General features: G+C 49.7%; 14 protein-coding genes. All 14 read left to right on the top strand.

The window, feature by feature from the left end; genetic code table 11:
- The 14 genes from PHU49_02140 to PHU49_02075 all read left to right on the top strand — a co-directional run bounded on the left by PHU49_02140 (position 1) and on the right by PHU49_02075 (position 14,591).
- Positions 1-654, top strand: a complete 654-nt coding sequence (locus PHU49_02140; protein MDD5242793.1) for a 4Fe-4S dicluster domain-containing protein — start codon at positions 1-3, stop codon at positions 652-654.
- 20 nt (positions 655-674) lie between these two features.
- Positions 675-1,541 (top strand): polysulfide reductase NrfD, encoded by an 867-nt coding sequence (gene nrfD, locus PHU49_02135; GenBank protein ID MDD5242792.1) that lies wholly within the window; start codon positions 675-677, stop codon positions 1,539-1,541.
- 14 nt (positions 1,542-1,555) lie between these two features.
- Entirely contained in the window at positions 1,556-2,104 is a 549-nt protein-coding gene (locus PHU49_02130; protein ID MDD5242791.1) for a 2-oxoacid:acceptor oxidoreductase family protein, read from the top strand.
- 64 nt (positions 2,105-2,168) lie between these two features.
- Positions 2,169-2,378 (top strand): 4Fe-4S binding protein, encoded by a 210-nt coding sequence (locus tag PHU49_02125; GenBank protein MDD5242790.1) that lies wholly within the window; start codon positions 2,169-2,171, stop codon positions 2,376-2,378.
- Position 2,379: 1 nt separating this feature from the next.
- The gene (locus tag PHU49_02120) at positions 2,380-3,573 is read left to right on the top strand and encodes a hypothetical protein (GenBank protein MDD5242789.1); all 1,194 of its coding nucleotides are present in this window, start codon (positions 2,380-2,382) and stop codon (positions 3,571-3,573) included.
- A 36-nt stretch (positions 3,574-3,609) separates the two neighbouring features.
- The gene (locus PHU49_02115) at positions 3,610-4,917 is read left to right on the top strand and encodes a thiamine pyrophosphate-dependent enzyme (protein ID MDD5242788.1); all 1,308 of its coding nucleotides are present in this window, start codon (positions 3,610-3,612) and stop codon (positions 4,915-4,917) included.
- A gap of 44 nt (positions 4,918-4,961) precedes the next feature.
- Positions 4,962-5,849, top strand: a complete 888-nt coding sequence (locus PHU49_02110; protein ID MDD5242787.1) for a xanthine dehydrogenase family protein subunit M — start codon at positions 4,962-4,964, stop codon at positions 5,847-5,849.
- Positions 5,849-6,358: a (2Fe-2S)-binding protein gene (locus tag PHU49_02105; GenBank protein MDD5242786.1), complete on the top strand. Its 510-nt coding sequence runs from the start codon at positions 5,849-5,851 to the stop codon at positions 6,356-6,358. The genes PHU49_02110 and PHU49_02105 overlap by 1 nt, the downstream gene beginning before the upstream one ends.
- 1 nt (position 6,359) lies before the next feature.
- On the top strand, positions 6,360-8,657 hold the full coding sequence (gene hcrA, locus PHU49_02100; GenBank protein ID MDD5242785.1) for a 4-hydroxybenzoyl-CoA reductase subunit alpha: 2,298 nt from the start codon (positions 6,360-6,362) through the stop codon (positions 8,655-8,657).
- Positions 8,658-8,787: 130 nt separating this feature from the next.
- Entirely contained in the window at positions 8,788-10,296 is a 1,509-nt protein-coding gene (locus PHU49_02095; protein ID MDD5242784.1) for a UbiD family decarboxylase, read from the top strand.
- Positions 10,297-10,309: 13 nt separating this feature from the next.
- Complete coding sequence (locus tag PHU49_02090) at positions 10,310-11,503, top strand: CoA transferase (protein ID MDD5242783.1); 1,194 nt, start codon at positions 10,310-10,312, stop codon at positions 11,501-11,503.
- A 50-nt stretch (positions 11,504-11,553) separates the two neighbouring features.
- Positions 11,554-11,940: a hypothetical protein gene (locus PHU49_02085; GenBank protein MDD5242782.1), complete on the top strand. Its 387-nt coding sequence runs from the start codon at positions 11,554-11,556 to the stop codon at positions 11,938-11,940.
- Between the two features lie 126 nt (positions 11,941-12,066).
- Entirely contained in the window at positions 12,067-12,834 is a 768-nt protein-coding gene (locus PHU49_02080; GenBank protein MDD5242781.1) for a UbiX family flavin prenyltransferase, read from the top strand.
- A gap of 425 nt (positions 12,835-13,259) precedes the next feature.
- On the top strand, positions 13,260-14,591 hold the full coding sequence (locus tag PHU49_02075) for a 2-hydroxyacyl-CoA dehydratase family protein (GenBank protein MDD5242780.1): 1,332 nt from the start codon (positions 13,260-13,262) through the stop codon (positions 14,589-14,591).
- Positions 14,592-15,160 lie beyond the last annotated feature (569 nt).

The raw sequence follows: 15,160 nt of genomic DNA, 5'->3' as shown, positions 1-15,160 counted from the left end.
ATGGCGCGATGGGGCATGGTAATAAATCTTAACAAGTGTATCGGGTGCTATGGTTGTATGGTTGCCTGTAAGCAGGAACATTATCTTCCTCCGAAGATATTCTGGGGGAGGGTGCTTGTAAGTGAAGCAGGGAAGTTCCCCAGTGTAAAGAAACTCATTTATCCCGTCCTCTGTAATCATTGCAAGGACGCTGCTTGTGTAAATGTATGTCCTACCGGAGCCTCTATCAAGAGAGAAGACGGTATTGTGATAATTGACTACGATAAATGCGTGGGATGTCGCTATTGTGTAATGGCCTGTCCTTATCAGCAGAGAACCTTTTACGGGGATGACAGCACGCAGTATTTCCCTGGCCAGGGCTTCACAGAGTGGGAAATGATCGGGAAAGAACTCTTTCCTCTGCAGGAAGGTACAGTAGTGAAATGTACTTTCTGCGCGGAAAGGATCGATGCAGGGATTAAACGAGGATTGAAACCCGGAGTTGACCGTAATGCCACTCCTGCATGCGTGAATGCCTGTCCGGCAAAGGCAAGGTATTTCGGAGATCTTGATGACCCTGAAAGCGAGATTGCAAGATTGGTGAGTGAAAGGAAAGCGTTTCAGCTCGGTCCAGAGTTTGGCACAAACCCCTCGGTTTACTACATTATCCGGTAGATCGGAACAAGGAGGCAGGGATGGTGAAAGCCTATGATTGGATGGTAAAATGTACACCACAAACAGAGTGGATAGAACATAAAGGTATTCTTTTATGGCTCGCTTTTTTCTTTATAGAACTGGGAGCAGGGGCATACTTCGTCGGCTCATTTTTCAATAGTCTGCCTGCCAAGGGTATTGGGTGGCTTTTATGCGGGTTGCTGGGAGGCGGATTACACTTCCTGTACCTCGGGCGACCTTTCAGATTCTACCGTATGGTCGTAAGACCGCAAACTTCCTGGATATCAAGAGGGATGATCTTTGTGTCACTCTTTCTTCTTCTCGGGTTTATCAACATCGTTTTGGGTTTCTTTTCCATTACTTCGAGCATTCTCTCTGTATTGACTATAGTGCTCTCTTTTCTTGTTGTCATATACGGCGGGTTCGCCATGTGCTGTATCAATGGTATCCCCCTCTGGAACACGGCGCTGTTGCCAATAATCTATGTAGCGAGCGGACTTTGGGGGGGTGCGGGTATAACCCTTGGTGTAGCGGTAGCAAAAGGTTCTGCACAGATGCTGACCGGTGTTGAAGAGTGGGTCCATCTGCTGCTCATAAGTTTCATCATCCTCCTTTTTACGTATCTCATCAGTATAAATTATGGCACCATCGCAGCAAAGACATCGATTTCAGAAATTATTAAGGGCAAGGGATGGTACATATTTTGGATAGTAGTGGTTATTATAGGAATAGGTATACCGGTTATCGCAATGATGACCGGTAGCCGGTCAACCCCGGCAGCAATACTTTATCTGACACTTTTGTGTGAATTGCTGGGAGACCTCGGCATGCGTTATCTGATCCTGAAATACGGTTTCTATAACCCACTTATTCCCAAAACTACTTAATTAAGGAGCTTACAATGAAAGAGATAAGGATTCACGGCAGAGGCGGTCAGGGTGGAGTTATGATAGTGCGGATGCTGGCCGCCGCCCAAGTCCTTGAGGGGAAATGGGCCAGTGGATTTCCGTCATTCGGCATGGAAAGGCGGGGAGCACCAATTATGGCATTCGCTCGATTTGATGATAAACCAATCTGGGAAAAAACCAGGGTTTATAACCCCGATTGTCTGGTGGTTATTGATTCGGGTTTTATCTCATCCCCGACCTTATTTGACGGTATAAGACCGGACAGCACTCTCATTATAAACGCACTCAATCCAGTAAAGAAACAACTCCACAAAAACATCAGCCTCATTGGCTCTGTTGATGCAACAAAAATAGGCCTGGAGGAGGTAGGAATAGCGGTGACTAACACCGCCATGCTTGGTGCCTTTGCCCGCACAACGGGATGGGTGCAGCTAAATTCTCTCTTGTCTATTTTGGGAGATTACTTTACCGGCGATAAACTGGAACAAAATCGAAAGTGTGTAGAGCGGGGATTTAAGGAAGCAGAGTCTGTGAGATTCTAAGGGAGGAGTTATGAAGCTTACAACTGAATTCGACACACCTTGGGCATATTCCGATAAGATATTAATGCTTAAGACCGGGGAGTGGAAATACCAAAGGCCAGTGGTGACAGCGAGCAAATGCTGCCGGTGCGGAGCGTGTTCCCTCTTCTGCCCTGTGGGGTGTGTGAGCGATATGGGAAGCCATTTCGAGGCAAATTTGGACTATTGCAAGGGATGTGGTATTTGCGCCCGAATATGCCCTGTGGGAGTTATTGAAATGGTGAGGGAGGCATAAGATGAACAATAAAAGCACTTCGAAGGAGATCAAAGTTCTGGACGGAAACAGGGCGGCAGCTTATGGTGCAATGTTGTGCCAGCCAGATGTCATAGCGGCATATCCCATCACCCCCCAAACAGATGTTGTGGAAACCCTTTATAACTTTAAGGCTCAGGGGTTATTGGATGCAGAGTTAATCGAACCGGAAAGTGAGCACTCGTCAATGGGTATTCTAAGAGGAGCAGCGGTTGCCGGAGGAAGGACTTTTACAGCAACGGCCGCTCAGGGGCTGGTCTTTATGTTTGAAAACTGCATACAAGTGGCAACGCAGCGTCTCCCTATTGTAATGGTTAACGTTTGCCGAGAGATCGCAGGGCCTCACATAGTGGTCTCTGGCCACTCGGATATCATGATGACCAAGGGGATGGGGTGGATTCAACTCCACGCACGGTCATGCCAGGAAATTTTAGACCTGATAGTGATGGCTTACAAATTGGCAGAAGACAAGGAGATACGCACCCCGGTTGTTGTCTGTTACGATGGCTGGTTCCTCTCTCATATGTGGGAACCGGTAGAAATTCCGACTCGCGAAGAGGTGGCAAAGTTTCTCCCACCGCTTGAGACAAGCCCTAAGGTAGATCCTCAAAACCCAATGGTGTTTGGCCCCTGGATATCAAGTAGGGTGGCCACTGAATATCGATATAAGCAGAGCGCTGCTATTAGCCGGGCTAAGGAAAAATTTGATGAAATAGCCCGGGAGTTCCAAGAGAATTTTGGTAGAGGCTACGGTGGGCAAATCGAAGAGTATATGACTGACGATGCAGATATAGTGCTGATAGCTATGGGAAGTAGCGCCAGTACCGCCAGAGTTATAATAGATAAAAAGCGTGCCGAGGGATTAAAGGTAGGGTTGTTGAGGGTAAGGATGTTCAGGCCATTTCCAAAAGAAAAGTTAGCCACAGCCTTAAAACAGAGAAAAGCTATAGGGGTTCTGGACAGAAGCGTCTACTTCGGCTGGGACTGCGGTAACGTTTTCCCGGAGGTAAAGGCTGCCTTGTATGACCTGGGTATAAAAATACCCATGCTTGACTTTATCTGCGGTCTTTGCGATTCAGATATTACGCCGGGAATTATCGAAAGAGCTATTGACTTCGTAGACCAAGCTGCTCAAGGTAAGTCCTACAACGAGGTTACCTGGCTGGATCTTGAATAGATACGGGAAAACGCATTGGAATTTTGGAGGAGATAAATGAAACTATCTAATTTCGTACGAAAGATACGCAATGTCTGTCCGTCAGATTGTTTTGCTTGTGAGGAAGCATGCGCCAAAAAGATGGGCAATCTTGGTTCGGTAATCAATGCTAACCAGGTTCGTAAAGCTGGTGTTTACAAGGCAATAACCTGCCTGCAATGCAGGAAACCTGAATGTAAAGATGCTTGCCCTAATGATGCCATAGTCCAGGATGAGGAGAATGGTATAGTAAGAGTTATACAAGAAAATTGTATAGGCTGTGAAACTTGTATCGAAGCTTGTCCTCATCAGAATATGCTTTTCGACTCAAATGCTCGGATGGCCTTGAAATGTGACTTGTGTGGTGGTGCGCCGGAGTGTGTCTCTGCATGCCCCTACGGAGCATTAGAATTTTTCCGGGGTGATAATATTCGGAGCTATTTGAGTGATGAGGATTTCTTATCTCCGGGAACAAGGGCCTGTGCCGGATGTCCGGGTGAGCTCATTTATAGGTTTAGTCAAAGAATCTTGGGAAGTAATACTGTATTCTTCGGATGTCCGGGATGTATGACTATATTGATGACCGGCCATGAAACTATGGCCGGGAGTCGGTTACCATATGTTTCTTGTCTTTTCACTAACGTTATCTCGACGATGACCGGAACTTACAGATACTATCGTCATATTGGGAAAGAGGCAAATCTTGTAGCCTACATTGGAGATGGCTGCCTATCTGACATTGAGTTTCAAGCACTTTCGGCCGCAGCTATGAGAAAAGAAAAATTAATAGTGCTTTGCTACGATAACGAAGGCTATCAAAATACGGGTAACCAGATGAGCAGCACTACCGCTTTTGGGTCTCTGACGACTACCAGTCCCGTTGGTGGGGAACTACATGGAAAAGACCGTGACAGCAAATACATGCCTCTTATTATGGTTGCTCATGACATTTCATATGTTGCCACGGCGAGCCCCGCCTACCTGGAAGACTATGCCCGGAAACTCACCAAGGCCATGAATGTTAAGGATGGCATGTCCTACATACACATACTGACCCCCTGCCCAACGGGCTGGGGATTCCCGATAGATAAATCCATTGATGTAGGCAAACTCGCCGTGGAAACTAATTATTTTCCGCTATGGGAATATGAGCAGGGGGTACTGCGCCTAACTTATAAAATCAACACGCCACAACCGATTGGCGACTATACCAAATTGATAGGCAGATACCGTCACATGAATGAGGATGAGCTTCAGCAACTCCAAAGATTGGTGGACAAACGTTTTAATAAATTGGGGTTTTATCCTCAGTCCCTCCAGCAATAGGGGGGGGTTAAGTTTGAAAAATAACGAAAGGAGGACCAGACTCCATGTACCTGCCTGATTTTGACTATTACGCACCTGCGACTCTGAAAGAAGCCTGCTTCAATCTTGCCCGATTGGATGGCGACGCGAAGGTACTTGCAGGGGGAACCGATCTTCTTCCCCACATGAAAAACGAGGTAATAGCCCCGAAGGCTCTTGTATCGTTAAAGGAGATCCAGGGCATGCAGGAAATAACGTATGTTCCTGGCAGGGGGGTGGTCATCGGGGCCAAAGCAACCCACAATGCCCTTGTGCGTTCACAGGTGCTGCGGGACAGATATCCTTCAATTTCCGAGACTGCCCACTCGATGGCTAACTACCAGATACGGAATCGAGGCACTATAGGAGGAAACATAGTGAGTGCGGTTCCATCCGCTGACTTGCCGCCTATCCTCATGGCACTGGATGCGAGTGTAGTCATGGCAGGTCCTCATGGAACGAGAACGATCCCGTTGGAACAGTTCTTTGTTGGACCGCGTTGTTCCGTTATCGCCTGCGACGAGATCCTTACTGATATTGTCATCCCTGATCAAGCTGCAACAGGGAGTGCTTATTTCAAATTCGGGCTTCGCCGCTCAGGAGCTCTTGCCGTTGTGGGCGTGGCGGCCAGTATCGTTGTAAATGAAACCCGCGTTGCACAGGCTCACGTTGTCTTGGGTGCTGTGGCCCCAACACCAGTGAGGGCGTTTAAGGCCGAACAATTGCTCATAGGAAATTCTGTGACTGAAGCCTTACTCGAGGAAGTGGGTAGGGCTGCAGCAGATGAATGCAAGCCCATATCAGACATCAGGGGGTCAGAGGAATACCGGCGGGATATGGTTAGGGTTTTCACAAAGCGAGCTTTGCGCAAAGCCCTGCACTTGCCCGGAGAGCAGAAGAGGGGGGTAAAGTAATGGAATGCATTGAGAATAATACCGGCCGTGACAAACGGTATGCCATACAATTGATAGTGAATGGCGATTCCTATAACATCGCTGTGAAAGCGAACACACTGCTCGTCAATGTTTTGCGGGACCAGCTTAACCTTACTGGCACAAAAAAGGGCTGCGAATTAGGGAACTGCGGGTCGTGCACGGTTCTGCTGGATGGAGAACCGGTCGATTCGTGCCTGATTTTGGCTATAGAAGCCGATGGCCACGAGATCATCACCGTCGAAGGGGTGGCGAAAAATAGTCAACTGGATACGGTGCAGCAGGCGTTCATCGATAATGCCGCAGTGCAGTGCGGCTTTTGTACACCCGGTATGATCCTTTCGGCCAAGGCCCTTTTGACACGTAATCCCCATCCCACGGAAACAGAGGTGCGGGAGGCTATTGCAGGCAATTTCTGCCGATGTACCGGTTATGTCAATATCGTAAAAGCCGTGCTCGCGGCGGCGGTCACAAAGGACCGAGGGGCGTGATATGAAAAATGGAGATTATGCCGTAATTGGTAAGAGTGTTCCCAGGATAGACGCCCACGCGAAGGTTACCGGCCAGGCCCTTTATACCGGAGATCTCAAATTCCCGAATATGCTGTTCGGAAAGATCCTTACAAGCCCGTACGCCCATGCGCGCATCCTCCGGATCGATACGTCTGACGCCGAAAGACTTCCGGGAGTGAAGGCCGTCATCACCCACAAAGACGTGCCGTCAAAAAAGTATGGGGTCTCCCCGGCCCGACGGGATGAGAACATATTTTGTATCGACAAGGTACGCCATGTCGGCGATAAAGTGGCTGCCGTGGCGGCGATCGACGAAGAGATTGTATATCAAGCCTTGAAGCTCATAAGGGTTGATTATGAGGTGCTGCCGGCCGTTTTTGACCCTGTGGAGGCAATGGCAGAAGGGGCACCGCTTATCCACGAGGATTATCCTGGAAATATCAACGCAGAGGTCCACCAGTCCTTCGGAGACGTGGAGGAGGCCTTCAATCACGCCTTTCACGTAAGAAAAGACACGTTTGTGGGACATCGCACGTATCACTCTCCCCTGGAGCCGCACGTATCCATCGCCATGTGGGAGGGTGAAAAGGTAACCCTTTATGCAACCACTCAGAAACCCCACTACCTCCAGGTGGACCTGGCAAGGCAATTTGACTTGACCATGGGAAATGTGCGCGTCGTTGCCCCTTTCATAGGGGGTGGTTTTGGGGCCAAGGCGGCTGCGATGGGACTCGACTTTGCCGCTGTTGCTCTATCACGTATCACAGGAAGACCGGTGAAGATGTTCTATGATCGACATGACATGTTTGCCCACAACAGGGGACGACACCGTCAGATCATGGAACTGACAACCGGTGTGGACCGGGAAGGAAAAATCTTAGGGGTCCATGCGAATTTTATTATGGACGGAGGCGCTTACACCGGCAACGGCATTGCCACAGCTTATTACTCAGGGGCGCTTCTCCCAGTCTCTTATGAGTTTGATAACTTCAGGTACGACATGTTCAGGGTCTATACCAATCTTCCGGGCTCGGCTTCCCAGCGCGGTCATGGCGCTCCCCACCCTAAATACGCTCTTGAGAGCCAACTTGACAGGATTGCGCGGGATTTGGATATGGATCCTTTAGAACTACGGCTAAAGAACAGAAGAAAGCCCGATACGATAACGGTAAACGAGTTAGCCGTCAACTCCTGCGAACTGGAGGCCTGCATTGAGACTGCCCGGAAGGTTTCCGGCTGGAATGAAAAGAAGGGCAAACTCCCTCGGGGCGGGGGGATAGGGATAGCACTGGGCGGCTACGTGTGCGGCGCGGCTTATCCCATTTACCGCACAAATCTGCCGCATTCTACCGCGTTAATAAAAGTGAATGAGGATGGGTCTGCAGCAACCCTTTACACGGGGGCGGTAGACATAGGTCAGGGATCAAACACGGTACTCTGTCAGATGGCAGCAGAAGCCATGGGTTTTACGTATGAAAATATGTCTGTAGTGTCTGCTGATACCGAAAGATCGACCCATGATTTTGGGGCCTATTCCAGTCGGCAAACGCTCATGTCCGGTTGGGCGGTGAAGAGAGCGGGAGAAATGATCAAGGCAAAAGTGCTCGAGATGGCGGGAGAAATGATGCAGGTGGATCCGGCCACATTGGACTGCAGGGACGCCATGATTTTTGCAAAGGATAACCCGAGTATCAGAGAATCCTTCGGGAAGGTGACCCGTGAGTATTTTGTTCTAAATGGGCCCCTTACAGGACATGGTTCATACACACCGCCCAAGCTTGGTGGAAGCTACAAAGGGGCCGCGGTTGGGGCTTCACCAGCTTACAGCTTCTCCGCCCAGGTTATTGAGGTGCAGGTGGACGAGGAGACCGGTGAGATAGATCTGAAGGGTGCTTGGGATATCCATGATTCAGGTAGGGTGATCAACCCGGCCCTTGTTCACGGACAGACACATGGCGGTATTTTTATGGGTGTCGGTGAGGCAATCTGGGAGGAGGTACGGTTCGACGAAAAAGGACGAATCCTCAATCCCAACCTGTCCGAGTATAGAATGCCCACAGCCCTTGATGTTCCGATGTTCGAATCGGTGGTCGTGGAGAGTTCCGAACCGGCAGGTCCCTGGGGGGTCAAAGAAGTTGGAGAGGGAGCTGGAGTGCCGACCGAAGGCAGCGTGGCAAACGCCATTTTTGATGCCACGGGGGTTTTTATAGACAGCCTGCCTTTGACATATGAAAAGGTCTGGCGTGCGTTAAAGAGTAAAAGGGAAGGCGGCAATTGAAATATCGTTACGCAGGAGCGTACGAGGTAAATGCGGTCTGCCGTAGCAGGGAATAACAGCATTATAAGAATATAGATTTCCTGAAAATGGAAAGAAGCTATATTAAAAACAATTTTAGGGAGGTTGTAAAATGAAAAAGAAGGACGTAACAAGCGTTAGAGCTGCATTGGAATATCTGGACGACAAGGGTGAGGTCATCCATATTACCAACGAGGTAGACCCGCTGAAACCTGAAATCGCCGGTATTCAGAGAGGGCTTGATGAAGGACCTGCACTTTTGTTCGAGAACATCAAGGGTTATCCCAATTTCCGAAATTGTGGGAATATCTTGAGCCGGCGTGACAGGATTTGTGATCTGTATGATGCGAAAGATCAGTTGGAGTTAAAGGAGAGGCTTAGAGAAGGCATCCGCAAACCGTTAGCGCCCAAAGTCGTCAGCGATGGCCCGGTGCAGGAGGTCCTTATCGACAAAGATATTGATGTTTTGGCTACCCTGCCTATTATTCAACACGGTCCGGACGATGCGGGACGTATCCTTGGTGGAGGCATCAACCTGCTGATGGGGAAATACTTCGGCGGGGGCACCAACGTTTCTTTCAACAGAACCCATTTCCGCGGTAAGGACTGGGCTTCTCAGTCCCACGCCCAGCTCACCCATATCGGTCAGGCCACCCAGAAGTACTACAAGGATGAAATAGTGCCCGTCACCGTCAATATTAATCCGCCTCTCTCAGTCCAGATGGTAGCCGGGGCCTGGAACGTCCGTACAATCGTACCCCGTGGCTCAGATGAGCTCGGTATAGCCGGCGCCTTCCAGGGCTCGCCGATAAACATCGTAAAGGCAAAAACCCAGGATACCTATGCGTGCGCGGATTCGGAAATCGTCATTGAAGGCTACTACGACACGAGCACCGTGTGGGAGACCGAAGAGGCGGAGAAGGCAAAAGTGCAGAGGGAAAAACCGTTCTTTCCGGAGTGGGAGGGCTATCTCGGCAGGTCCTGGATCGTCCGCAAGCTCCAGGTAACGGGAATAACCTACCGCAAGGCCAAACCTATCTTCCACACCGCCATGGCCCGCGGTTTTGAATATGCTGGCTATGACCTGCTGCGAGAGGCCGGCTTGATGGAAATGGCAGACAGGATCGCCCCGGGCATTGTGGTCGACTGCTTTGTGCCGATTGCCTTGCAGTGGGGCGGCGGCGTGATCTTCCAGGTGCGAAAAACAAAGGCACAAGAAGAGGGTCTCCAGCGCAATATACTTACCGCCGCGTTTGCCAATTGCCCGGGAATGCGCCTTGCCGTCGCCGTTGACGAGGACATTGACATCTATAATATGGACGATGTGCTGTGGGCCATTGAGACGAGGGTAGACCCGAAAAATGACATCCTGACGTTCCCGGGCCAGCAGAGAGGCATAGTTGCCCAGCCTCAGGAGCCGATGATAAAGGGCCTCGGCGGTTGGGAAGGCGGCATGGGATTCGACGCGACAAAACCGTTCGTCACAGCCTGGAGATTTACGCGCGGCCACTACCCGTCGGACACGGTGGACTACAAGAGATGGCTGACGGACGAGCAGATCGCACGCGTCCAGGCGCAGCAGTCTGATTATGCAAAGACCTGTGCCAAGCACGGCTGGTAGGAGGGGAACTGTAATGAAAGCGCTGGAAGGCGTGAGGGTCTTGGACTTGTCCCGATTTCAGTCCGGTCCAGTATGCGGCATGATGCTGGGTGATATGGGAGCGGAAGTAATCAGAGTTGAAGAATTAGAGGGGGCCCCGGATAGACACTGGGGCCTCCTCGGCCCGGACGGAGAGACGCTTTCCTACAAAGTAGCGGGCCGAAGCAGGAAGGCTATCACTCTAAACTTTAATGGCGAGGAAGGCAAGGCGATACTTAGAGAACTGGTAAAGAGATCTGATGTCGTACTCCACAATTTTACGCCCGGTGCCCCCATAACCGTGGATCTGGCATATGAGCGTCTCAAGGAGATCAATGGCAGGATTATCGTTGCAGCCATCTCAGGTTTTGGCCAGAATGGACCGGACCGGGAGATGGTCTGTTTCGACCATGTGGCTCAGGCACGATCAGGCGCCCTCATGCTCACAGGGTTCCCGAATTCTCCCCCACTCAAGGCAACAGTCACCAGCAATGACATGATGTCGGGACTTTTTGCCGCCATCGGTATTGTCACTGCCTTATATGATCGAGAGAAAACGGGTGAGGGACAGTTCATCGATGCCTCCCTGCTTGACACTGCATGTTTCTCTGCCCAGATGATGGGTGCCCTTATTCTCTATGATGTCTATGGCCAGATACGCATCCAGGTGGGTAATCTTGGTTTTCATGCCTATATCGGGATATTTGAGACAAAAGACAAAGAATGGGTATTAATCTCCGGCGCCACAAACGGTATCTGGAAAAGACTGACAAAGGTAATCGGACGGCCCGATCTGGCCTCTACCGATACTTACGGCGCCAACGATATGGTTAGGTTCGACAATGCAAAAGAACTGGATCCTATTTTTGCGGAATGGACAGCACAGAGAACCTGTGATGAGGTATTGCATCTCCTTCAATCTGTACGCATCCCCTGTAGTAGGGTCAATACCATCAACAGAATAAAAGACGATCCTCAGGTGCAGGCGCGTGAGATGATCACCTATGTTGAGGATCCTAAGATAGGAACGATCCCCATACCCAGTTTTCCTTTCAGAATGTCGCGAACACCGGGTAAGGTAACCTGTCGCGCCCCTATGGTAGGGGAACATAATGAAGAAATCTATTGCGGGTTATTAGGTTTCAGTAAAAGAAAACTTTCTCAACTCAAGGATAAGGGGGTAGTTTAAGAAGCGGAGTTCTTTAAGATGCCCATAGAATAGATTGATATAGCAGTTGAATGGAAAGGAATTCCAAACCGTTAAAATCATCTGATTTAAGAAAACTTGAAGAAGAAAACAGAAAACTCAAAGAGGTTGTATTGAACCAGTTGTTAATGATCACCAGCTTAAAAAAAGATGAACTTGGATTAGGACCGGGAAGGCTTATGGAAAAACGGAAAAAGGAGATTATACAATTTGTGCAGGATCAGAAATATCAAGGTCGTACCGTAACGGCAACTATTAGAGATATTAAGATAAAACGTTCAACCTATCATTCCGGGTTTATGAAAAAAATCAAGGCAGAGGTCATCGGTCTCAAAGGACAATGTAACGCAGCCCACAAGGTAGGGACCGATTTGAGACCAGTTGCTGGAATACCGGGGCATGTACAGTTTTCTCTATAATGCTATCTTCCTAGCACTCCAAGTGATGCAGTTTGATGGCAATTACCCTTGGGGAACAGATGAAGCAGTTGCTCATTGTCCTGACAGCTAAAATTTACTTACCATAAAGTTATGGGGGGTCAATGTGTGACAAGTGAACAAAGCTCCGGCAGGGTTGAACCAGAAGACCCCCATCTGGAAGAATTGGAGAACCCCCCCTCCTTCCCCTGCCGCTTGGTCTTTTTTGATGAGCACCTGTCATATTGTGGTATAGATGCAGGTAATGTAAAAATGGAAACAGGAGGTATTGTGAAAAGAATCGTGGTAGGAATTACAGGAGCAACAGCCGTTATTTATGGGATACGGCTCCTTGAGGTCTTAGCGGAACTGGATGTGGAGACCCATCTGATCCTTTCTGAACAGGCCAAGAGGAACATATGCATAGAGAGTGAATACGAGGTCGATGCAGTGGAAAGGCTTGCCCGCCGGGTGCACGATATAAAGAATATGGCAGCCTCCATCTCAAGCGGATCCTTTAAAACCAGCGGAATGGCGATCGTTCCGTGCACGATAAAGACATTGTCGGGCGTCGCCCATTCATATAATGATAATCTCATTGTGAGGGCTGCTGACGTTGCTCTGAAGGAAAGAAGGAAACTCGTTCTTATGGTAAGAGAAACGCCTCTGCATAAGGGTCATCTTGAGATGATGTCCAGGGTTGCCGATCTGGGAGGTGTTATCCTCCCGCCTGTTCCTGCCTTTTATAATGCTCCAAAAACGATTAAGGACATCATCGACCACACCGTAGGGAAGATCCTTGACCAGTTCGACATCGACCATTCCCTGTTTAAACGATGGGAGGGCGTGGAAGACGACACACAGACAGCGGGGCTGAATATGGTTCGCTCAGCCTAAAAAAGGATAGCATCTTTTAAGAAAGAAATTAAAACGCAGAAATTAGTTGATAAGATAACATAAATTGCCCTAATTCCATTTCTAATTCATAAGTGCAGTCATAATCCAGGGCCACGCAACAATGGAACAGACCCTTTTCGTGTTGCGCTCCAGTTCCCGTAACGAAGGCTGGAAAACTAACATTATGGCCTGACCAGTTTTTGGGGAGCGGTCATTTTAGTGGAGAAACTAATTCTAGAGGTGGTACAACGAGTGAGGGCAGGTCATTCTGCAACGAGAACCTGCCCCGCTACAAGCACCCCCGAAAGATTATCTTCGACAGCGTACCCAGAAATCCAACAGGGAAGATCGAGAAGCCAAAATTGAGAGAAAAATACATTACCAAATAAGGATACACATACAGTATTACTTGAGGAGGTCTCACCATGGCTGAACAGAGGAAACCAAGGGCGCTTGCAACACAAACCGCAGCAAAGGTACCGAAAATGGTGAGGGCGAACATGGCCGCTACCCTTTCGGCAAAGGAGGAGGGCAAGAAGGTCGCCTATGCATACATACAGGATGCCCACGACGAGATTCTCCAGGCCATGGATATTGTTCCTGCCTGGGGGGAGAGTTTCTCAGGCATATGCGCTGCCAAGCGTGATGCGGAGAAATATCTTCAAAAAGCAGAGTCGGACAATTTTTCCCGTTCCCTCTGTACCTATGCAACATGCAACCTTGGTTTTGACATGCTTCGCGAGGAATTGGGAGAAACCCCTCCCGGCGCCCCCTGGGGTGGTATGGGCAGACCGGATATGATCATCGGCAGCGCCCAACAGCTCTGCGACCCCCGGTTCAAGTGGCCGCAGGCAACGCAACATTACCTCCACGATGTGCCTGTTTTTGTAGGGGGCATGTATTATCCGCCATGGGACACTAATATCGACCGGAAGGACGTGGAAAAGTTCTATGTGAGGTATGCCACAGAGGAACTCCATGAATGCGTCCGCTTCTGCGAGAAGCATACCGGGAAAAAGATGGACTGGGACCGGCTGGAGGCCATCGTTGACCTGTCGGACAGGACCTGGGACCTTTTCATTGACACCTATGATCTCCGTAAGGCCACCCCGACACCCATGGATACGGGCGACGCGATGAACACCATGGTGCCCATCACCTTTATGCTCGGGACGCAGGAGGCCTACGATTTTTACGCGGAGTTGAATGCGGAGCTGAAGCAGAAAATAAGCGAGAAGAAAGGCGTCGCCGACGAAGAGAGATACAGACTGGCCTGGGGGGCCGGTTTACCTTCCTGGTTTGCGCTGGGTGATTTCCAGTATTTCAACGAGAAAGGCGCTGTCTTTCCCGCGGAGACCACCTACCGTGTGGCCGAAAAGCTCTCCAGGCTTGATCTTCCCAAAACAAGCGATCCCCTGGAACACATCGCCTGGAGATTTATACGGTATTATACCCACTGGTATGATAAGGCGCGGAAGCGTCCCGGTTCAATCCCGAAAGTTGAGCGCATTATAGAACTTATAGAGGATTACAGGCTTGACGGCGTGGTGTTTCACTCTGCCTTCTCATGCCGGAGCTGGCATGCGGGGATCATTATGCAGGCCGAGACCTTAAGAAGGGTATACGACGATATACCCACCCTCATCATGGAGGGTGACATCGTCGATATCAGCTCTTACAACGAGGTGGACACCCATAACCGGATCGACGCCTTCATAGAGGTATTGGAGACGGCGAAGTCGAGACACAATCAGTAAGCGCCCTCAATCTGTAGTTTTGTTTTACATTCAATAAACCCGGATTTTCCACTGGGGTGAGCATCTGTGTCGGGATCTCTATTCCCAGGACGCCCGCACGCGGGTACCCGGCTCGTGAACTCGCTATAGATTCCTATTCGCAAACACGCCCATACGCTCCAGCGGCTGCCGTTATCGGGGCTCGCGTTGCCCCCTCCACGCGGCCAACCCACCGGGTGGGTGCCCCGGTCCATGGAGCCGCCCCTTCTATCCCAGGTTGTGAGCTGGTTTATGCCGCTCGCGCTTAAGCTTCGGAACTTTTGCTTATATGCAAAAGACCGAGCTTCCTCGCCTCGCGACGGTTTGTTTAAGGAAAGCCCGACACAATGCTCTCATGACGTATCCGGGATTAATTATTGGATATTATTTGGACTTTGATGTTTGAGTGCCGTGTATGGTTTTAATATGTTCCAGTGCTGTTTCTGCAAGGGTTTTTATTACAGAATCGGATGAGCTGTTCAAAATATCCTGATATATCTTTTGTGCCTCTTCGTTTTTGCCCCTGCTGTAGTATACCTTGCCGAGATAGA

It is taken from the genome of Syntrophorhabdaceae bacterium (assembly GCA_028713955.1).
Lineage (GTDB): Bacteria > Desulfobacterota > Syntrophorhabdia > Syntrophorhabdales > Syntrophorhabdaceae > UBA5609.
This window is presented reverse-complemented; position numbering and strand designations above follow the sequence as displayed.

What these genes read in the sequence shown, in the direction of transcription:
- PHU49_02090 (MDD5242783.1), top strand. Translation starts at nt 10,310, where the DNA reads ATGAAAGCGCTGGAAGGCGTGAGGGTCTTGGACTTGTCCCGATTTCAG.
- PHU49_02130 (MDD5242791.1), top strand. Translation starts at nt 1,556, where the DNA reads ATGAAAGAGATAAGGATTCACGGCAGAGGCGGTCAGGGTGGAGTTATG.
- PHU49_02125 (MDD5242790.1), top strand. Translation starts at nt 2,169, where the DNA reads ATGCTTAAGACCGGGGAGTGGAAATACCAAAGGCCAGTGGTGACAGCG.
- PHU49_02115 (MDD5242788.1), top strand. Translation starts at nt 3,610, where the DNA reads ATGAAACTATCTAATTTCGTACGAAAGATACGCAATGTCTGTCCGTCA.
- PHU49_02075 (MDD5242780.1), top strand. Translation starts at nt 13,260, where the DNA reads ATGGCTGAACAGAGGAAACCAAGGGCGCTTGCAACACAAACCGCAGCA.
- PHU49_02110 (MDD5242787.1), top strand. Translation starts at nt 4,962, where the DNA reads ATGTACCTGCCTGATTTTGACTATTACGCACCTGCGACTCTGAAAGAA.
- PHU49_02120 (MDD5242789.1), top strand. Translation starts at nt 2,380, where the DNA reads ATGAACAATAAAAGCACTTCGAAGGAGATCAAAGTTCTGGACGGAAAC.
- hcrA (MDD5242785.1), top strand. Translation starts at nt 6,360, where the DNA reads ATGAAAAATGGAGATTATGCCGTAATTGGTAAGAGTGTTCCCAGGATA.
- PHU49_02095 (MDD5242784.1), top strand. Translation starts at nt 8,788, where the DNA reads ATGAAAAAGAAGGACGTAACAAGCGTTAGAGCTGCATTGGAATATCTG.
- nrfD (MDD5242792.1), top strand. Translation starts at nt 675, where the DNA reads ATGGTGAAAGCCTATGATTGGATGGTAAAATGTACACCACAAACAGAG.
- PHU49_02085 (MDD5242782.1), top strand. Translation starts at nt 11,554, where the DNA reads ATGGAAAGGAATTCCAAACCGTTAAAATCATCTGATTTAAGAAAACTT.
- PHU49_02140 (MDD5242793.1), top strand. Translation starts at nt 1, where the DNA reads ATGGCGCGATGGGGCATGGTAATAAATCTTAACAAGTGTATCGGGTGC.
- PHU49_02105 (MDD5242786.1), top strand. Translation starts at nt 5,849, where the DNA reads ATGGAATGCATTGAGAATAATACCGGCCGTGACAAACGGTATGCCATA.